Annotated in this window: 16 protein-coding genes; 9 read left to right on the forward strand and 7 right to left on the reverse strand. The window is 37.1% G+C overall.

Annotated features, from left to right (window positions below; translation table 11 throughout):
• Positions 1-7: 7 nt before the first annotated feature.
• Together gerQ and ACIQ1H_RS15085 are read right to left on the reverse strand one after the other, a co-directional pair.
• A complete protein-coding gene (gerQ, locus tag ACIQ1H_RS15080; protein WP_173478664.1) occupies positions 8-343 on the reverse strand; it encodes a spore coat protein GerQ in 336 nt (111 codons plus the stop codon).
• A gap of 20 nt (positions 344-363) precedes the next feature.
• Positions 364-789 carry a cell wall hydrolase gene (locus ACIQ1H_RS15085; protein WP_402889810.1) on the reverse strand — a complete coding sequence of 142 codons (426 nt, stop codon included), beginning with the start codon at positions 787-789 and terminating at the stop codon, positions 364-366.
• 389 nt (positions 790-1,178) lie between these two features.
• On the opposite strand from ACIQ1H_RS15085, the gene ACIQ1H_RS15090 reads away from it, so the two are divergent.
• Both ACIQ1H_RS15090 and ACIQ1H_RS15095 read left to right on the forward strand, forming a co-directional pair.
• A complete protein-coding gene (locus ACIQ1H_RS15090; protein ID WP_337982123.1) occupies positions 1,179-1,349 on the forward strand; it encodes a hypothetical protein in 171 nt (56 codons plus the stop codon).
• A 249-nt stretch (positions 1,350-1,598) separates the two neighbouring features.
• Complete coding sequence (locus ACIQ1H_RS15095; protein ID WP_139860235.1) at positions 1,599-1,781, forward strand: hypothetical protein; 183 nt, start codon at positions 1,599-1,601, stop codon at positions 1,779-1,781.
• A 41-nt stretch (positions 1,782-1,822) separates the two neighbouring features.
• Here the strand turns inward: ACIQ1H_RS15095 and hemQ are convergent, their stop codons facing one another.
• Positions 1,823-2,575 carry a hydrogen peroxide-dependent heme synthase gene (gene hemQ / locus ACIQ1H_RS15100; RefSeq protein ID WP_402889812.1) on the reverse strand — a complete coding sequence of 251 codons (753 nt, stop codon included), beginning with the start codon at positions 2,573-2,575 and terminating at the stop codon, positions 1,823-1,825.
• 161 nt (positions 2,576-2,736) lie between these two features.
• Here hemQ and lipL point away from each other — a divergent pair, with 161 nt between their 5' ends.
• Positions 2,737-3,570, forward strand: coding sequence for an octanoyl-[GcvH]:protein N-octanoyltransferase (lipL, locus tag ACIQ1H_RS15105; protein ID WP_402889814.1), 834 nt, complete (start codon positions 2,737-2,739; stop codon positions 3,568-3,570).
• Positions 3,571-3,594: 24 nt separating this feature from the next.
• Here lipL and ACIQ1H_RS15110 read toward each other — a convergent pair whose 3' ends face one another.
• Complete coding sequence (locus ACIQ1H_RS15110) at positions 3,595-4,245, reverse strand: RsfA family transcriptional regulator (protein WP_173478662.1); 651 nt, start codon at positions 4,243-4,245, stop codon at positions 3,595-3,597.
• 234 nt (positions 4,246-4,479) lie between these two features.
• On the opposite strand from ACIQ1H_RS15110, the gene ACIQ1H_RS15115 reads away from it, so the two are divergent.
• The 3 genes from ACIQ1H_RS15115 to ACIQ1H_RS15125 all read left to right on the forward strand — a co-directional run bounded on the left by ACIQ1H_RS15115 (position 4,480) and on the right by ACIQ1H_RS15125 (position 12,166).
• Complete coding sequence (locus ACIQ1H_RS15115) at positions 4,480-4,707, forward strand: YuzB family protein (RefSeq protein WP_024362844.1); 228 nt, start codon at positions 4,480-4,482, stop codon at positions 4,705-4,707.
• Positions 4,708-4,885: 178 nt separating this feature from the next.
• Positions 4,886-6,190, forward strand: coding sequence for an HD domain-containing protein (locus ACIQ1H_RS15120; RefSeq protein WP_402889816.1), 1,305 nt, complete (start codon positions 4,886-4,888; stop codon positions 6,188-6,190).
• A 489-nt stretch (positions 6,191-6,679) separates the two neighbouring features.
• Positions 6,680-12,166, forward strand: coding sequence for a collagen binding domain-containing protein (locus ACIQ1H_RS15125; RefSeq protein ID WP_402889817.1), 5,487 nt, complete (start codon positions 6,680-6,682; stop codon positions 12,164-12,166).
• A 49-nt stretch (positions 12,167-12,215) separates the two neighbouring features.
• On the opposite strand, the gene ACIQ1H_RS15130 is transcribed toward ACIQ1H_RS15125, so the two are convergent.
• On the reverse strand, positions 12,216-12,884 hold the full coding sequence (locus ACIQ1H_RS15130; protein WP_402889819.1) for a class A sortase: 669 nt from the start codon (positions 12,882-12,884) through the stop codon (positions 12,216-12,218).
• Between the two features lie 111 nt (positions 12,885-12,995).
• Positions 12,996-13,181 carry a 2-hydroxymuconate tautomerase gene (locus ACIQ1H_RS15135; protein WP_024362848.1) on the reverse strand — a complete coding sequence of 62 codons (186 nt, stop codon included), beginning with the start codon at positions 13,179-13,181 and terminating at the stop codon, positions 12,996-12,998.
• Between the two features lie 125 nt (positions 13,182-13,306).
• Between ACIQ1H_RS15135 and ACIQ1H_RS15140 the strand changes: the two genes are divergently transcribed.
• The gene (locus ACIQ1H_RS15140) at positions 13,307-13,822 is read left to right on the forward strand and encodes a YwhD family protein (RefSeq protein ID WP_173478658.1); all 516 of its coding nucleotides are present in this window, start codon (positions 13,307-13,309) and stop codon (positions 13,820-13,822) included.
• Between the two features lie 347 nt (positions 13,823-14,169).
• On the opposite strand, the gene ACIQ1H_RS15145 is transcribed toward ACIQ1H_RS15140, so the two are convergent.
• Positions 14,170-16,224, reverse strand: a complete 2,055-nt coding sequence (locus tag ACIQ1H_RS15145; RefSeq protein WP_402889820.1) for a transglycosylase domain-containing protein — start codon at positions 16,222-16,224, stop codon at positions 14,170-14,172.
• A gap of 311 nt (positions 16,225-16,535) precedes the next feature.
• Here ACIQ1H_RS15145 and speB point away from each other — a divergent pair, with 311 nt between their 5' ends.
• Both speB and ACIQ1H_RS15155 read left to right on the forward strand, forming a co-directional pair.
• Positions 16,536-17,408, forward strand: a complete 873-nt coding sequence (gene speB, locus ACIQ1H_RS15150) for an agmatinase (RefSeq protein WP_069512861.1) — start codon at positions 16,536-16,538, stop codon at positions 17,406-17,408.
• Between the two features lie 354 nt (positions 17,409-17,762).
• On the forward strand, positions 17,763-19,400 hold a 1,638-nt coding region (locus tag ACIQ1H_RS15155; RefSeq protein ID WP_402889822.1), incomplete at its 3' end, for a DNRLRE domain-containing protein.

Here is a 19,400-nt window from a genome sequence, read left to right on the forward strand (position 1 = left end):
ATTTCAGTTATGGATTTTGATTGAAATAAGACATTTCCTCATCGAATTCAGCGAAATCAAAGTAAATCATGGGGAATAAAAAGCGATGATTTGACTTGATTTCTCTTAAAATAACATGGTCCCTACCTGCAGCTTCTACTACACCACGTACCGTTTTTGTGTTTTTTCCTTGCTCAACAGCATGTTCAAAGGAAAAGTGGAATGTTCCAGGTTTTCCTCGATTCAAACGTAAGATGTTTTCAATGTACGACTCCTCACGTCCAGGTGGCCGTCCGCTTGGAAGCGTCACTGGAGGAGGTGTCATTTGTTGTTGAGTTGTCGGTGTCCAATAGTAAGGCATCATAAGTATCGACCTTCTTTCATTTAAATTTGAGGACAATCTTCTTCGGTTGGTGAGAAGAAGCAATGCGATTTGTAACGCCCCGTATTCCATTGACCATACCATTGTTCAGGGCAATCACCCTCAGGTCTGAAAAACCACAGCGAGCGAGTAGCCGGATGGAACCTTTCACCTTCAATAACCCTTCTTGCTAATCGAATGTCTTGATCACGTGCCCGTTGATAAAAATAACTTTTTGTTGTAGCTTCAAACCCCCCTGGACGTTGATAAATCATTTGCTCGAGTGTTCGAATATCACCAAAATCGAGACAATCTGCTCGTACACGATTGACGCCAACATTGCCAACCATTAGCATGCCCAGTTCACCTTCACCCTCAGCTTCCGAACGCATAAGCCTTGCAAGCAAAGCAGTTTGTGCTTCATTCGTCTTTATAACAGCGATTTTCAAACCTCCTCGCAACCAGTATATGCTCAAAGGTGTTGTAGACATGTTTAATTTCCATAAGAAAGAAAATCACATTTCAATTTGCAGAAGCATATATTAGTAATAGTGAGTAGTCCGTAAAAATAAGGAAGTTTTTAGATAGTATTCATCTAAATGGGGTAAAGAAAAATAGAAAAAATTTAATTTATTTTTACAGAAGTCCTTCACTTTTTATAATTTGGAGATGAAAGCCAAATGGTTATGTAAGTGTAGCGTGGAGTAAACTCTGTCTTAATCAAATTAAAGGCACCGTCCTCAATTTTTTCTAGTTTGCTTGGAGATAATCAGGACGCAATTGGTGTGGGGAATGAATAAAAGTTTGCATGTGTATTAATACATGTGAGGTGGAAGGCATGGAGATTGGTGTTTGGATTGGGATTTTATTGAGTGCTGTACTAGCTTTTTTACTCGGAAATATCTATGGTCAGCCTCTCCATTGGTATCTTTTTATATTAATAATTGTAGTGGGCTTTTTCATTCATACGATTATTATAATTTTAAAAGTTAAGGATGAAAGCTCATGAAGCTACATTAGCGCATTGAACATTGGAAAATAGGGTGCTTCTCGTTCAATTTTGAACAGGGAGCACCCTATTTTCCTGTACAAGTTGCAGTAAATGAAAAATCTTTTTAATGACTAACATAGCCATGGGGCAATTTATAATAAATATTTGCGTCTATATTATGAAAAAACTTGTTTTTGCAAGTATATTGAAATTTGTTTGAGACATACTAAATTGAAATGATCATGGCTTTTATAAAGGAGTAGTACTATGCGTATTTTCAGTATGTTTGTAGCAATTATCGTAAGTGCATTCATGGCTGTTGGAATTGCTGAGTATTACAATCAACCTTATGATTGGTATTTAGTATTTGTAATGATTCTAATAGGCTTTTTTATCCATACCATTATTTTAATCATAGAATCAGAAAACAGCGAGGAACATGAAGCATAAAAAAATGCGAGCCCATTTTATATGGACGCGCATTTTTTCTTTTATTTAACTGATAGGAAGTTCACTAATTTTTCATTATCAAGAAGGTTACCAACGAAGAATGCACCGAACTCACCATAGCGAGCAGATACTTCGTCGAAACGCATTTCGTATACTAATTTTTTAAATTGTAATACATCATCTGCGAATAGTGTAACGCCCCACTCGTGATCATCAAATCCAACAGAACCAGTAATAATTTGTTTTACTTTTCCTGCATAGCCTCGACCAATCATACCGTGTGAACGCATTAAAGACTTACGCTCATCCATTGATAACATGTACCAGTTATCATTGCCTTGACGACGCTTGTCCATTGGGTAGAAGCATACATACTTAGAACGAGGTAGTTCAGGGTATAGACGTGCACGAACATGTGGATTTTGATAAGGGTCTTCGTTTGATTCACCAGCTAAGTAGTTTGAAAGCTCGACAACAGATACATAAGAGTATGTAGGGATTGTGAAATCAGCAATTGCCAATTTGTTAAATTCCGCTTCAATCTCTTGTAATTCATCCATCGTTTCACGTAATGTCATAATCATAAAATCGGCCTTTTGACCAACGATTGCGTAAAATGCATGAGCACCTGTTTTAGCAACATCTGCTTCATTTAGCTTCTCTAAATAAGCAATAAATTCCTCAACTGCTGCTTGACGTTCTTCAGCAGATACAAGTTTCCAAGAAGCCCAGTCGATTGAGCGGAAATCGTGTAATGCGTACCAACCATCTAATGTAATTGCTGCTTCATTCATTATTCAAAGCACTCCTTTTTAAGTGAAAATCATTCTTAATTTAGTTTATCATAGTTTGTACAAAATCCCTAAATTCATGACTGAAATTCACTAATTTGACACCTTCGATGGATGCTGTATGCTAAAGAGAAGAGATGTAAATAGAGGAGCTTTCAAAATAAATGAACAGTAATTTACAACAGCCAATATGGCGTTTATATGATCAATCTATTAGCATGAAAAACAGTTCCCCACTCGAGTCGTTTGCAACCGATGATACATTGTGTCAATTAGTAGGACAGCTTGAATCTCCACCAACGATACGCACATGGGTACATAAAGCCTCCGTTGTGCTCGGGATTCAAGATCATCGTTTACCATATGTACAGCAAGGAATGAAGTTGCTCGAGGAACGAGGCTATCACCCAATCGTACGCAATTCAGGCGGTCTAGCAGTAGTGCTGGATGAAGGTATACTGAATATTTCCCTTGTTTTATCAGAACAAACTAGCGCAATTGGCATTAATGACGGCTATGATGTAATGGTAGCGCTAATTAAAGCTTTACTTCCAGAAGCCGCCGATAAAATTGAAGCCTATGAAATTGTTGGCTCTTATTGCCCAGGGTCCTATGATTTAAGTATTGAAGGTAAGAAGTTTGCTGGTATATCACAAAGACGATTACGACAAGGTGTCGCGGTACAAATATATTTATGTATTGAAGGAAGCGGTGCGGAACGAGCAGCACTTATTCGTGATTTTTACACTGAGAGTTTACGAGGAGAGGTAACGAAATTTACGTATCCTAAAATTACACCAGATGTAATGGCTTCATTAAGTGAACTAGTGGATGCCTCATTAACAGTAGAAGCCGTTGTAATTCGGCTACAACAAATGGTCCTTGCATTTGCAGAGGAAGTACGATTAGAGCCCTTTCATGATGAAGAAATACAACTATATGCATTTTATTTACAACGTGTGCTCGAGCGAAATGCTAAAATGCTTGAGTTGAAATAATGGTAAATAAAAAAGGCGAATGTGCTAACTAAGCACATCGCCATTTTCTTTTTGATATGTTGGACCACTAACAACTAGATTACCGTTTTTCTCCATTTTGAAAACAGGAGCAATGCGTTCTTCCTCTTCATCTAGCGTTACAAGGCGTCTAGCACGGTTCATAATTTGTACAAACTGCTCATAATCTTTGCGAATTGCTCGATTTTCCTCTTCTAGCTGAGCAATAGTTTTCTCTAGCTTTTTATTTTTCTCAGAGGTTACGTGTACAAGTTGTCTCCATTTTGAAGACTCATTTCCTATTTCACCAGAATGTTGTAAACGTAGTAAATATGCTATGACAATATCAAGAGATAAGGCAGACAGTGGAATTGACTTGCTATCTGCATCACTATTATTAATGGTAAACATATTTGAGGAACGGCGTCTTGCTGGTGCACCCAACACTCGCATTCTCTCTTTTCTTTCTTTTTTCGCTTCTGCTAGTTGCTCTTCATAAGTTTTACGAACAACTGCATTCCAACGGAAACCACATGCAGCAGCAGTACGATTTAACGCATCACCAGCTTCTTCAAAGGCATTTAACTGTGTACTACCTTCTGTTACGTGACGAATTACTGCCTCTGCTAGCAATTCATCGTTTTCTTCTAACCAAGCATCTTGTCTTACTTTACTCATCATATAATCCTCCCACCTTTATTTGGAACTTCCTTATTTATGTCTAGCATGACCAATCTTTTAACCTTTTATTCATCCAAGTGAAAGGAATTATGCTTGAATACAAGGGGAAAAATGCGATACAATACCGGATGTAGGTTTGTGCGTATGCTGCATACTTAAATATGTGAAGGTTATGCGTGCATTAAAAAATTGTATTAAACAAAATACTATATAGAAAGGGTTGTTGACAAAATGGCAAACGAATTTAAAGTTTGCGATGAATGTCAGGCCGTTAACTTAAAAACGTTAATTCCAAAATTAAAGGAAATCGATCCTGATGCAACCATCGAAATTGGATGTCACTCTTATTGTGGCCCAGGACGAAAAAAAACATTTACATTTGTAAATAGTCGCCCTGTAGCTGCATTAACAGAAGAAGAACTAATGGAAAAAGTTTTAGCAAAATTAAAAAATAAGTAATAAAAAACTATCTTCACGTGGCTGAAGGTAGTTTTTGTTTTAGAGCGATAGTCACCTATAACATGCGAAAATTGCGTTCAATTAGGTTGATAGTCTCTCTACTTACAGTGCAATCTCTATGCTAGTTCTATATTGTTTGCATATAATAGAAGAAAGATGAAATGGAGGTGCTGTACAATTGACACACTATGCCAAGGCAAAATTACAAGAGGAAAAAGTTTTTAAGGATCCAGTACATCGTTATGTACATGTACGTGATCAGGTTATTTGGGATTTAGTAGGGACAAAAGAATTTCAACGTTTGCGTAGAATTCGCCAGCTTGGCACTACGTTTTTAGTATTCCACGGAGCAGAGCATAGTCGCTTTAGTCATTCACTTGGTGTTTATGAAATTGTGCGTCGTATTGTCGATGATATTTTTGTAGGTCGTCAAGATTGGGATGAGGACGAGCGGCTATTAGTGCTTTGTGCAGCCCTATTACACGATTTAGGGCATGGCCCATTTTCACATGCATTTGAAAATGTATTCGAATTAGATCATGAATTTTATACGAGACAAATTTTACTTGGCGATACGGAAGTACATGCAGTGCTAAAAAAAGTAGCACCTGATTTTCCTGAGAAAGTATCACAAGTAATAGAAAAAACGTATCCGAATAAGCAAGTCATAAGCTTAATATCGAGCCAAATAGATGCTGACCGTATGGATTACTTACAACGTGATGCTTATTTTACAGGTGTAAGCTATGGCCATTTTGATATGGAACGCATACTACGAGTAATGCGTCCACGCAAAAATCAAGTAGTAATTAAAGCCACAGGTATGCATGCCGTAGAAGATTATATTATGAGCCGCTATCAAATGTACTTACAAATATATTTCCATCCTGTCTCACGCAGCGCAGAGGTTATTTTAAATAATATATTAAAACGAGCGAAACAATTAAGCAAAGCGGGCTATAAGTTTAAGCATGAGCCTACCCACTTTTTAGCATTTTTCCAAAAATCCATTACATTGGAAGATTATCTTGCTCTTGATGAAAGTATTCTTTTTACATATTTTCAATTATGGATGCAAGAAGAAGACGCGATATTAAGTGATTTAAGTCGCCGTTTTGTCAATCGTAAGCTATTCCAGTACATTGATTTAGATCCAGGCGTGGAACTTGAGAAATATCAAAAGCTCCAAGAATTATTTAAACAAGCAGATATTAATCCAGAATACTACCTTGTACATGATACAACAGCAGATCTTCCTTATGATTTTTATCGACCAGGGGAGGAAGAAGTACGTGTCCCAATTTTTTTAGAGATGAAAAATGGAGAATTGCGTGAACTATCTAGGGAATCTATTATTGTTGATTCCATTTCTGGTCGAATGAAACGAGATCATAAAGTATATTTCCCGCTTGATATATTAGAGGATAATAGTACAAAAGCGGGAGTTAAACAACAGATTTTAAAGTTATTACAAATACAATAAAAGAAAATATAAGAAATTATATCTATTTTAAGAATATACAAAACTAAATTGTATATATATAATATAAAAGCACTAAACTCACTTGAATATAGTGACAGTTTAGTGTTTTTTATTATGTATAATTTCATATTTGTTTAAAGTGTTGGCGAGATATCTAGGAAATGATAATGAAAAATATGGTAATGTTTAGAATTTGTTTAGATATGCTTTTTATAATGAAGTAAAACCTAAAAAGGGGGTGAGGCCATTATATTGGTAAAGGCATCACATCAACTTAGGATACATACAACTGGTACAACACATTGACAAGACATCATGATAATTGACCGCGTGTAAGACGGTTTGGATGTATCGTAACGACGACGAGTTATTCAAGGGGAAGAGGGGCAAACCGAATGTTTGGAGCAGAGCTTTCGAGATTGAGAGAGCGTGCAAAGTCGTCAGCAAACGCCTATAGGAATCTCTCTGAACTTAGAAAAGGAGAGAAACATGAAAAAATTAAATTTAGCAATTATTACATTATTGCTTGTGTTCCAAACTGTACTTTCACCGCTATCCGTATTTGCGGAAGAAGGAGATTCTTCTCTACCTCCATCTGTAGAAACAGGAACTGACGGAACTGCTTCTGATTCGGCGGGAACAGGCGAATCAGATTTACCAGTGCCAACACCTGGAGAAACGGAGGAAGCTGGTGGAGCTGATTCTAGTAGTGACTCAACTGAAATACTGCCAGATGAAACAGGAAATGGCGATGTGACGGAAGGTGAAAATGTAGAAGGTGAAAATGTAACAACCGACGAGGAGAAGGAAGAAGAGGCAACTACATTGGAGATTAAGCCTTTAGTCATAGTGCCTACCGAATTTAGTATAAATAATTTAGATATTCGACAAGGTAATGATGCAGCAACAGCGGTATCGATAGTCGGTAGTCCAATAACATGGAGTAATACAAATAAATTTTTTGTATATCTTGATTGGCAACTAAAAGAAACAACAGAATTAGTTGTTGGTGACTCTGTCGAGTTCCAGTTACCTACTCAATTTGCGACAGGTGTTACAAGCGGAAACCTCCTTCTTGGAGGGACAAGCTATGGAACGTATGTAGTAGATAATACGAATAAAGTAAAGTTTACCTTTAATCAAAATGCAGTGGATGATGTTGCTTCAGGTGATTTAAATGGTACGTTTAATTTGCAACGCGATTTTGATAGTAGTCAATTTGAGGCAAATAAACCAGAAACGCTTGTAATTAGTTACGAAGGGGTTTTACAGGATAGCAAAACAGTAATATTTAATCCTTCGGTTACAACACCTTCTAAAAAAGGACAAGCATTTCGAGATGCAGTTTTAGATCATAGAAATGCCAATAAAATATTATGGACGATAGATATCAACCATCAAGGGGAAACACTGTCAGATGCAATTTTAAAGGATACACCAATACCTGGGTTAGTAATTGACAAAACGACTGTGAAAGTTGCACCGCTTATCTTAAATATAGATGGTTCTGTGAAATCTGTAGGTATAGAAACTCCTGTTGATAGTGTAAATATAACGGATACTTCAGATGGATTTGATATAGCACTTGGTCAAATTAATGGAGCTGTTCGTGTCACTTATGAAACAACAATTGACCGTAATGTGCTTACAGGTACATCCCCATCTGTAAACAATGAGGCTCAATTATTTGATGATTCTATTCCGAAAACTTCGGTTATAAATTCAAATAATATTTCGTTACAGTATGCAGAGCCATTAAAAAAGGAATTTGTTGCGAATTCTTACGATTCTATAACTCAAACTGTAAAATGGAGAATTGATTATAATTTAGACCAAGTAGCAGGGCGAGATGGAGTATTAATAGATGAGTTGACAAGTCAAAATCATCAATATGTTGCTGGAAGTGCGAAATATTACGAATTGGACGTACAATCAGATTTAACCTATGTTCCGATAAATAGTACAGCTACATCTATTGAACCAACGATAGATCCTAGTAATGTCTATAAATTAAAATTTAACTTACCAGCTGGAAAGAAAGCTTATCGCATTGAATATGAAACAAAATTAGATAATCGTATTGATTCACTTAATGAAGTTCAAGTTTCAAATAAGGTAATTGCAGCTGGAACAGAAAAAACAGATAATAAAAAGTTATCTCAAAATGTTTTCCATAAATCTGGATCCACAAGTGTAGATTACAACAATAAACTATTATCATGGATGCTTAAAGTTAATAGTGACCAACAACAAATGGAGAATGTTGTAGTAGTGGATAATTTCCAACAAAACGTTGGTCTATCTCTTAAAGGTGATGGATTTAAAAACCTAACAGCATTAAGTGGTGTAAAAGTCGAATTTAAACAAGATGACGACAGTTATAGAGAAATCACTGTTGGTGATGCTAATGAAAGTACAACAAAAGGCTTTAGGTTAACATTTCCTTCTATAATTACAACGGAACAAGTAATCGAATATAAAACGCATTTCCAACCAGATTCCGTACCGTCTGATTTGATATATAAAAATTCAGCTTCTATATCATGGGGACCAAATGGCGATGAATATGGTTTCGATAGAAATGCAACAAATACTGTTGATAGTTACACGAGTGGCAATGGTAATAAAAAGGTTGAATACGATCGTTCGACCAAGCAATTTACATGGACAGTTGATGTCAATTATAATTTGGATCATTTAACAAACGCTGTACTAACTGATACTTTTAGTAGTGGTCAAAAATTAGTGGCTGGATCTTTAGAGGTCTATAAGTTAACTTTAAACAATACTACTAATGGTGTTACACCGGTTCTGCCAGCTCTAAGTGGATATGCTTTTTCAGATGTAACTCCTACAAGCTTTAACTTAAATTTAGGAACGCTAGATAAAGAAGCATATCGTATTATTTACAAAACCACGCTTAAAGATGAAAAAGTGACAGGTACGTATAGCAATGAAGCAATTTTAAATGCTACTAAAAATGGCACAATGAAAAAAGTATTTGACAAAGATGTAACATTTACACCGACTAAGAGTGGCGAAGTATTAAGCAAAACAGGTAAACAAAATACACCAAGTAGCGATTTAGCAGACTGGACAGTTATGTTAAATGAAAGTCGTTCAAAGTTAACGACTACTGCGAATGAAGTAGAATTAACGGATATTTTACAAGGCGACCAAATGTTATTGACAGACACATTTGCGCTTGAAGAACAATACTATGATGTAGGTAATATAAGTGATCAATATAGAACCTTATTAAAAGCAACAATTGAAGAAGGTAAAGAATATGCATTTTTTAGTGCTGGAAGTGAAGTTGCTCGAATCAAAGTAGGCGTTGATATCACAGGTAAAACGAAATTTACACTCCTATTCCTTCAAGATATTGAAAATCAGTACAAACTAACTTATCAAACCTTTATTGAAGCTGCACAGGGTGCGACTATTGGTAATGAGGCTAGTTTCGCAGGTAAATTTAAATCAGAATTAGCCAAGACTACTAGCAATAAGACAGAGATACAATGGGTTGCCTCCGGCGCAACGGTTGTAGGTAGAGATAAGCTTACAATTAAAAAAGTAGATTCAACTAATGCATCGACTGTTCTTGAAGGGGCTGTATTTAATCTATACAACTCTACAGGTACTGTGTTGTTAGAAAGTAATTTAACAACGGGCGCTGATGGAACAATACAAACTTCTAAAGTATACAATTATAAAACGTATAAATTAGAAGAAGTGAAAGCACCATTAGGCTATCAAAAAATCTCGGGTAAAATAGATGTAATATTTGATGCAACGACAGGTATTGGAATAATCAAAAACACAAAAATTAATGCTGGGTTCAGCTGTCCAAACTTTGAGTTAACAGTTAATAATTTGCCAACTGAACTAGCAGGAAAAGTAGTTACATTGAAAAAGGATGGTACGGCCCCAGATATTAATCTAGGAAATCTAGATGTTGATGGTAAAGTAACATCAAGTACATCTATTGCAGGTGGTACGTATTCAGTATATGTAGATGGACAATTAATGACTGAAATGATTACAGTAGATGGTAACTGTGAAGCAGCAATTACATTTGCCATAGGCTGTCCAGTATTCATGTTAACGATTAATAATCTTCCGACTGATTTAGTTGGAAAAGCAGTAACAGTAAAAAAAGATGGTACAGGTCCAATAATTAATTTAGGTAATCTAGATTCAAATGGAAAAGTTAAAGCTCCAACACTAACAAACGGCACATATACCGTATATGTAGATGGCCAAATTGTAATAGAAACGATTACAGTGGACAATAAGTGTGAAGCAGTGATTGACTATGTAGCGGGATGTCCTATATTTACATTAACAATCAACAATCTGCCAACTGAGTTAGTAGGAAAATCTGTGACAGTGAAGAAAGATGGTACAGGAACATCTATTAATTTAGGGAATATAGATGCTACTGGCAAAGTAACGGTGCCTACACCACTTGTGAGTGGCACATATACAGTATTTGTAGACGGTCAAGCGATGGCTGAAACAATTACAGTTGGTCAAGATTGTGAAGCAACAATTACATTTATTAAAGGTTGCCCAGTATTTACATTAACGATTGATAATGTATCGACTGATGATGTTGGAAAAAAAGTGAAACTAGTATCTGAAAATAATGTTACAGAGATTGAACTGGGCACTATTAATAATAGTGGCGCCGTTACATTTACAATTAATAAAGTTCCAGGTGGCACATATAATGTCTTTATTGATAATGATGAGCTATTTGGGAAAGTGATTGTAAACGATGATACAAACTGTGTAGGAACTGTTAAAGTTATTAAAGCTTGTCCTCAATTTACGTTAACAGTCAACCAATTTGGTGGAGTAAGCCATGTAGGGGCTGGTGTAGCAGTTGTTATAAAAACAACGACAGGCAGCTATGTGACAGAGGGAGTAACAGACGCTAATGGACAAATTATTTTCCAAGACAAATCGCTGTTAGTAGAGGGTACAACATATGACGTATACAATAGGCTTGGAGGAAAATTAGGTAACATTCATGTTACTTATGAAGAAGGTAAATGTGCCGATAGTGTTGAGGTAACTGAAAATGCATGCCCTATTTTTACACTAACAATTCAAGATGTATACGGCAACCCTCGTGAGGGTGTAGCATTTACTATTAAAGATAAAAATGGCATGATCATTGCAACTAGTACAACGGGTGCAAGTGGTAAGGTAACAATTCCTTATACAGTTGAGCCAGGGACGTACTATGTATATGAAGGAAGCAGCTTAATAAATTCAATTGTTGTAAAAGATTGTGAAGCAATTGCTAAACCTGTTTATACAGGCGGAGGCGGAGGTGGTGGCTCAACACCAGATCCAGAACAGCCAGGCGAGCCAAGCAAGCCAACACCAGATCCAGAGAAACCAGTGGATCCAAACAAGCCAACACCAGATCCGGAGAAACCAGTGGATCCGAACAAGCCAACACCAGATCCAGAGAAACCAGTGGATCCGAATAAGCCAACACCAGATCCAGAAAATCCAGTGGACCCGAATAAACCAACGCCAGATCCAGAAAATCCATCTACAAATCCAGATGAGCCAGGTAATCCGTCAACAGATTCAAAAGATCCAACGACACCTGGAAAACCAGACACGTCTAAACCATCAGTACAAGATGTGATTGATCAAGGTAAAAACTTACCTCCATACAATCCTTCTACTGCAAATAAAGACACGCTAGATGCGTATAAGGATTTCCTTGATAAATATAATAATTTATCAAAAGAGGATCAGGCGAATGTTGCAAAAACACTTGATATTAATAAAATCAAGGAAGATGCACAACGTTTAGAAGCGCAATTAAAAGCTCAAGGCAAACTGCCACAAACAGATGGAGCAAATCAAACAGCGCTTACACTAACTGGTGTAATGCTAGTTTTAGGTGCATTGTTCTTCTTACGTCGTCGTGAAGCCCAAATGAAATAATATACAATAAGAACCCCCAAGGCAATGAAGTCTTGGGGGTTTTCCTATACTAAAAGGCTTCTGATAGCTTAGCTGGCGCATGATCAAGCGGATATTGTTCAACAAAATCTGCACGGATTGATAGGCGTTTCGTGCCATTGTCAGCACAAGTAATAAGGGTCAAAATAGTCTCGTTAGGGATATCATCAATGACATACACATCTGTAGCAGCGATAATTTTTTTAGTCGTTAATTTGTATTCATAAATATTCGTCAAATCAGTAATGTAAATGGCATCCCCAATGTTGGCTTTATAGAGGGGACTAAATAATATGTCCTTCTCTTCAAAATAATGACCAGCTAAGGCGTAGTTTCCTTGTCCCAATTTTTGATTTGCTTTCATCGTGCCAGCTCCGACCGCAAGAGCGGCATTGCCAACGCCTTTAATAATCGGAAGGTTCATGTCCACATTTGGAATGGCAATACTACCGATGACAGGTAAATGATCAATTTGTGTTTGTGCTTTTAACACTTCTGCTATGGAAAGGGATTGAACGTCATCAAACTCAAAATCTGCTGTTGCATGATTGTTGTTCTGTAAATCTTCTGCACTATAATCAGTCGTATTTAGTTGTTTACTTAAATGAGCAATCACTGCATGTTGAATAGGATTAATAAAAATAAGTAATAAACCAATAATCAGCATACAAATCAGTAGTATTCGTTTTAGCTTCTTCATAAGAGGAAAGTCACCTCCCTTTGCGTAAGTAAAAATCGCCGATAAACTTCTAGCAATCGCCGATAGAACTAAAAAAGGGTAGAGCGGTATGTTGCTCTACCCAGGTTATGATTATTTATCGCTGAAGCGGACGCCTGCAACACCGTAATGGTTTTTAGACATTTCTTCGATAAAAACTGTGACGTTTTCCACTGGTGCGTTTACTGTGCGTGAAACAGCTTCTGTTACTTCCTTTACTAGTGCGCGTTTCTGTTCCTCTGTACGGCCTTCAATCATTTTTACTGTTACGTATGGCATAATAGTGCCTCCTTTTAGAATTATGTTGTATAGTTAGTTTATAAGAAATAATAAACTTCTTACTTATGCACAAAAGCGCAAGAATATGCTTTACTTTATAATAGCAGAATGGAGGGAATTAAAGTATGGCAAATGAAGAGAAACCGAAACAAAAAATGGGCTTTACAATTATAAAAAATGACCCGACAGATGGCCATAAAGGATATGGAATTGGATCGCTTTCATTAGAAAACGTATCACCTGTCATTATTGATATAGAAGAGGGGAAGGCTTCCGTTGAAGTTGGGGCGATGCATGCACGTAGCGATGTTGAACGAGGCATCAAATTTACGACAGATCGTGCTGATTCAGAGGGGGGAAAACCTTACTGGTTAATATGGGTAACGATTGATCATAAAGCAGACGGTCCTTACTATGCAGGTGTAACAGCATGTGAAATGGTAGTAAATCGTGAAAAACGTCGTGGTTATAAAATTTTAGCTGATCACGTTAATAAGATGGATAAGTCGATGAAACGACAAATTATTGTTGATCATATGGATGAAGCCTCTAAAAAAGTGTTAGCTTCTTTCTTAGCGGAGCTAAATCCAGAACTTTGGGAGCGCAGTGACAATCAATTACGTCAAGACTTATTTGTATAAAAGACCATCAATGATTGAACAATCTGTGACATTTTGCAATCGCTTTCGATATTAGGTTGAAAGTAGATATGAAAAAAAGTACACTTGATTCAGAGCTTACATTTTAGTAAGCTAGGACACTTGGTTCCAAGAATGTGATGAGGGCTATGCGACATTTGACAACCCAAACCCAAGCCAAATGCCCCATGATTCTCATCCTTTCCAGGGCCAAAAAATAAGAAAAGCTTTCTGTTCCCACGGACACGTCTCCGGGGAAGAGAAAGCTTTTCTTTTTTCGCTTTATGTCTATAACTTTGTCGAGAGCTTTTCAATAAAATAAAACGACTATTCGAGAAAAAGGTTGCGCATTATTGTTTATTTTTGAAGAACGGAAGCATATTCCAAAATTCTCCCCACGTATTGCTATCAAGAATATCAAAATTAGTACATTTTTCCGTTGGTACATCTTTTGTTTCTAAATAAACGAGACGTTGTTTAGGGCAGGCATCTGTAGCAAGCTTTCCTGTTTCAATATCAACGACAACACCTTTAACGCCTTTTGGTTTCGAGAAGTCCTCGTTTTTAGTGCCTTTATTTACGCTTTCCATAAAGTCAATCCATATTTGTTTTGTAGCAGCTGTATCTTCTTTCGTAGATAGGTTTTTACCTTGATCGTAGCCGTTCCATACGCCAGCCGTTAAGCTTGGTGTAAATCCTATGAGCCACTGATCGCTATTAGTTGAGCCAGACTTTGCAGCATAGGTATGTGTCATACGTGAACGAATACTAATTCCTGTAGCAGGAGAGTAATCACTAAATACAGGATCGAAAATGCCAGTCATCATTTCTGTTAGAATATAGGAATTTTCTTTCGAAAGAACCGTTTCTTCTTGTTTTTCAATGTTCTTATTATCGTAAATAACATCTCCATTGGCATTTTTAATGGAAATAATAGTTGTTGGCGCCGTTTTTTGACCTTCTGACGCTAAAATATTATATGCATTTGTCATTTCGTACAGTGTCGTTTCCATTGTTCCAAGAGCAAGCGATAAATTGTCCTTCGTCCCAATTGTTACGCCAAAGCGGTCCGCCATATTATGGAATGCTTTAAATCCGATATCCTCTAATGTTTTAACTGCATAAATATTATCGGAAATCGCAATGGCCTGTGCCAACGTCATATCATGGTCGGCAAATTGACCGTTTACGTTTTTAGGAGAGTAAGTTCCACGTCCATTATCATAAGTAAATGTTGTTTGTCCTACATCTAAAAACGTTAAAGGTGTATAGCCATTTTCTAATGCTGCTGCATATAAAACTGGCTTAATCGTTGACCCTGGTTGACGTTTTGCTTGTGTTACACGGTTAAAAGAACTAGTGGCATAATCCTTCCCACCAACAAGTGCAGTAACGGCGCCTGTTTTAGATTGCATACTCACAAATCCTGTTTGCAAATCATTATTAGGCATATTTTTAGCGACTGCTTCTTCCGCTGCCTTTTGGTGACCAAGGTTAAGTGTTGTTTGAATTGTCCAACCACCTTCGCTTATGTCTAAATTCTTTTCTTTTAAAATCTCACTTGCTTCTTGCCAAGCAACATCTAAGAAATAAGGTGCAACAGATTTGGAAGCTACCCACATATCATTCTTTAAGACAAGCTGCTCTTCCTCAGCGCGTGTTTTTTCGTCCTGTGTTATCGCACCTTGATCTGCCATCAGTTTCAAGATGACGTGCTGGCGATTCGTCGCTTTTTCGATATTGGCAATTGGTGAATATATACTTGGACCTTTAGGTACCCCAGCAAGCATTGATGCCTCTGCTAGCGTCAAGTCTTTTGCAGATTTCCCATAATAATACCGACTTGCTGCTTCTATTCCATACATTCCGTGTCCATAGTATACAGTGTTTAAATAACCTTCCAATATTTCATCTTTGTTATAAAAAACTTCTAATCTATAAGCATACAATGCCTCGTTTGCCTTTCGGGTCCATGATTTTTCATGAGATAAATATAAATTACGCGCATATTGTTGGGTGATAGTACTTGCCCCTTGCACTTTACTACCTGCTTTAATATCAACTAATACCGCACCAGCAATACGAGAAAAGTCAAAACCGCTATGTTTGTAAAAGTCCTTATCTTCAACGGCCACTGCTGCTTTTACTAAATAGGGTGATATTTCATCAAGACCAACCCAATAGCGACGTTCATTCGTAAAGTGGTCTCCAATCTGGTTCTCGTTTTCATCTAAGAAAATAGAGGCTTTCGGTACAGTTAATGGCGGTGCACCAGCCACTTGAACATAGACGCGTAGTGCAATAAATGCTACTACTATTGCAGATGCAAAGGCGACAAAAAGTGTAAGCGCTTTGCGTGAACGCTTCACACGCTTTTGCTTACGTTGATAGATTTTTCTTTTCATCCGACTTCACCTCGTTTTCTAACAACTTGAGTTTAGTATGTGTCTGAATATTCTTCTTTAATCGGAATTCTAAGCAAAAACTATTGCACTTTATTCAAAAACATCTATACTTTTTTTGTACTGATATGAAACGCTAGCTTTCGACAAAAACATTACACTTTGTAGATTTTAATTGAAATTTGCTAGACGTGCCAATAATGTATACGAGGATTTAGTGAATGAGGTTTCATTACAAACCTGTAAGTCCTCAATGAGAAACGACTATAAAAACTGAATTTCATAGGGAGTTCAGATATTAATGGAGGCTAAATATGAGATTTGATGAAGCTTATTCAGGGAATGTTTTTATAAAAAGTCATCCTACATATGAGGATGCTCAGGCAGTTATTTACGGCATGCCAATGGACTGGACAGTTAGTTATCGTCCAGGGTCACGTTTTGGCCCTCAACGTATTCGTGAAGTATCAATTGGACTAGAAGAGTATAGCCCATATTTAGATCGCGAGTTAGAAGAAGTGAAGTATTTCGATGCAGGGGATATTCCGTTACCATTTGGGAATGCACAACGTTCTTTAGATGAAATTGAAAAATTCATTGTGAAGCTGCTAGAAGATGGGAAAATACCTGTCGGCATGGGCGGGGAGCACTTAGTATCTTGGCCTGTTATGAAGGCTGTTTCTGCAAAATACGATGACTTAGCCATCATTCACTTCGATGCGCATACTGATTTACGTGTTGAATATGAAGGAGAGCCATTATCACATTCAACGCCAATTCGTAAAATTGCAGAGCACATCGGGCCGAAAAATGTTTATTCATTTGGGATTCGTTCAGGTATGAAGGAAGAATTTGAGTGGGCGAAGGAAAACGGCATGCACATTTCAAAATTCGAAGTACTAGAGCCACTAAAAGAAGTGCTACCAACATTAGCAGGACGGAATGTATATGTGACAATTGATATCGATGTACTAGATCCTGCACATGCACCTGGTACAGGTACAGTAGATTGTGGCGGCATTACGTCTAAAGAGTTGTTAGCTTCAATTCATGCAATTGCTGCAAGTGGTGTGAACGTTGTCGGCTTTGACTTAGTCGAAGTGGCACCAATCTATGACACATCTGAAATGACAGCCAACACAGCTAGTAAATTATTACGAGAAATGATTTTAGGCTGGGTAAAATAATAGGGGCTTTGTGAAAGTTTATATAAAGCGATTTTAAGTGAGGTTAGCTATTTGGCTAGCCTCATTTTTTTATGAAAAATTGTTTGAGAATTGTTTGGGTGCCTGACACTTCAAAGACACTTCAAAGATACTTCAAAGTAAAAATGTTAATCGTGCAATATTAACATTTGTCAGTATTTTTAATAGAGGTCCACTTTTATAATTAAAAAGATATTTAAATAGTATTCAATGAAATAATATTGTCATTTGAATGAGAATAAAAGAATTAACAAGCGAACAAAGTAATGATGGCAATAATGTAAATTGAACTTTTTCCGTAGTGGTTTTAGAAAATTTAATAGAAAGGAAGTATGTATGATGAGAAAGAAGATAGCTTCGATTGTTAGGTTATTGCCTTTGGTAGTTAGTTTGGGCATAATCTTTATTTTTAGTAATCTAGATGTAGCTTCTGCCAGTATAGTTACGTCAACAATTTATGCAAATGAAGATACGACAATCGTTTACGAAGGTACTGGTACAAATAAGGTGATGTATGAGGATGGAGGATTGGGATATCTAGATGTAGGTTATCAAGGGACATTCGGTGTTCCTTTAGAGGTTCAATCTTTATTAAAGTTTAATTTGCCAACAATCCCAGTAGGATACCAAGTTGAAAGTGCGAATCTATACTTCCCTGTCATAGGGGGTAACATTCAAGGAGTAACTAATTTTTTATTCAAGGTTGCTACTAGTACGAATCACTACTGGACTCAAGACGCTGTGACGTCCTTGACATTACCAGCTCCAACTTCAGGTTCTACACAGTCTAAACTGCTAGGCAGTTCTGTCCCTGTACTTAAACCAACTCTTGGTCCCTTTGATTTTACTAGTTACGTATTAGAGGAATCAACCAAAATTAATCCTAGAGCAACATTTATACTTTCAGCTTTTTCAGTTGAAGAAGCACAAATTGCAGGTATATCATTTCTTGATCATTACATCCAAACGACTGAAACTCATATGGGAGGGGATCAACGCCCATATTTAATAATTACTTTTTCCGAGATTGTAAATATAGAGATAACTGGAATTGAGGATGGCGGTCTATATAATACAAATGTAACGCCCCATTTTAACATTGGTACAGCAACTTTGAATGGAGCTCCATTAATAAGTGGCACACAGATTACATCTGAAGGTTCATATACATTAATCGTTACAGCAGGTAGCCATTCAAAAACCTTTCAATTTCAAATTGATAAGACCCCTCCGACAGGGACGGTAATTGTCAATCAAGGCAACCGATATACAAATAGTACAGGTGTATCCGTTTCAGTAATGCCCGATGTGGGTGTAAATGATATTACACATATTCGTTATGCGGTTAATGGAAATCCATTTACACAAATTCCTTATGTACCAAGCTTTATGCTAGCGTTTGGGACGGTTAACGAAGATAAAATATTGACCTTTAAGCTTGTAGATGGAGCAGGAAATGAATCACCGGAGTATCAAACAATGATAACACTGGATACAATCGCCCCTATTGTCAACGGTGTAGCAAACGGAGCGAGCTATAATGCTATGAAAACAATAACTTTTAATGAAGGTACAGCAACATTGAATGGCGCTTTCTTTACAAGCGGCTCGTCTGTGGACGCGGAAGGCTCCTATGTACTTGTTGTTACGGATAACGCTGGTAATACTACAACCATTATATTTTCCATCGATAAGACCGCCCCAATTGTAAGCGGTGTAGCGGAAGGAGGAAGTTACAATTCCTCAAAAACCATTACATTTAACGAAGGTACTGCAACACTAAATGGTAAATCGTTTGTAAGTGGGATGGCTGTGGACGCGGAAGGCTCATATGTGCTTGTTGTTACGGATAACGCTGGTAATACGACAACCATTACATTTTCCATCGATAAGACCGCCCCAATTGTAAGCGGTGTAGCGGAAGGAGGAAGTTACAATTCCTCAAAAACCATTACATTTAACGAAGGTACTGCA

It is taken from the genome of Lysinibacillus sp. NPDC097279 (genome assembly GCF_044761745.1).
GTDB lineage: Bacteria > Bacillota > Bacilli > Bacillales_A > Planococcaceae > Lysinibacillus.

What these genes read in the sequence shown, in the direction of transcription:
- gerQ (WP_173478664.1), bottom strand. Translation starts at nt 343, where the DNA reads ATGATGCCTTACTATTGGACACCGACAACTCAACAACAAATGACACCT.
- ACIQ1H_RS15090 (WP_337982123.1), top strand. Translation starts at nt 1,179, where the DNA reads ATGGAGATTGGTGTTTGGATTGGGATTTTATTGAGTGCTGTACTAGCT.
- ACIQ1H_RS15095 (WP_139860235.1), top strand. Translation starts at nt 1,599, where the DNA reads ATGCGTATTTTCAGTATGTTTGTAGCAATTATCGTAAGTGCATTCATG.
- hemQ (WP_402889812.1), bottom strand. Translation starts at nt 2,575, where the DNA reads ATGAATGAAGCAGCAATTACATTAGATGGTTGGTACGCATTACACGAT.
- lipL (WP_402889814.1), top strand. Translation starts at nt 2,737, where the DNA reads ATGAACAGTAATTTACAACAGCCAATATGGCGTTTATATGATCAATCT.
- ACIQ1H_RS15110 (WP_173478662.1), bottom strand. Translation starts at nt 4,245, where the DNA reads ATGAGTAAAGTAAGACAAGATGCTTGGTTAGAAGAAAACGATGAATTG.
- ACIQ1H_RS15115 (WP_024362844.1), top strand. Translation starts at nt 4,480, where the DNA reads ATGGCAAACGAATTTAAAGTTTGCGATGAATGTCAGGCCGTTAACTTA.
- ACIQ1H_RS15125 (WP_402889817.1), top strand. Translation starts at nt 6,680, where the DNA reads ATGAAAAAATTAAATTTAGCAATTATTACATTATTGCTTGTGTTCCAA.
- ACIQ1H_RS15130 (WP_402889819.1), bottom strand. Translation starts at nt 12,884, where the DNA reads ATGAAGAAGCTAAAACGAATACTACTGATTTGTATGCTGATTATTGGT.
- ACIQ1H_RS15135 (WP_024362848.1), bottom strand. Translation starts at nt 13,181, where the DNA reads ATGCCATACGTAACAGTAAAAATGATTGAAGGCCGTACAGAGGAACAG.
- ACIQ1H_RS15140 (WP_173478658.1), top strand. Translation starts at nt 13,307, where the DNA reads ATGGCAAATGAAGAGAAACCGAAACAAAAAATGGGCTTTACAATTATA.
- ACIQ1H_RS15145 (WP_402889820.1), bottom strand. Translation starts at nt 16,224, where the DNA reads ATGAAAAGAAAAATCTATCAACGTAAGCAAAAGCGTGTGAAGCGTTCA.
- speB (WP_069512861.1), top strand. Translation starts at nt 16,536, where the DNA reads ATGAGATTTGATGAAGCTTATTCAGGGAATGTTTTTATAAAAAGTCAT.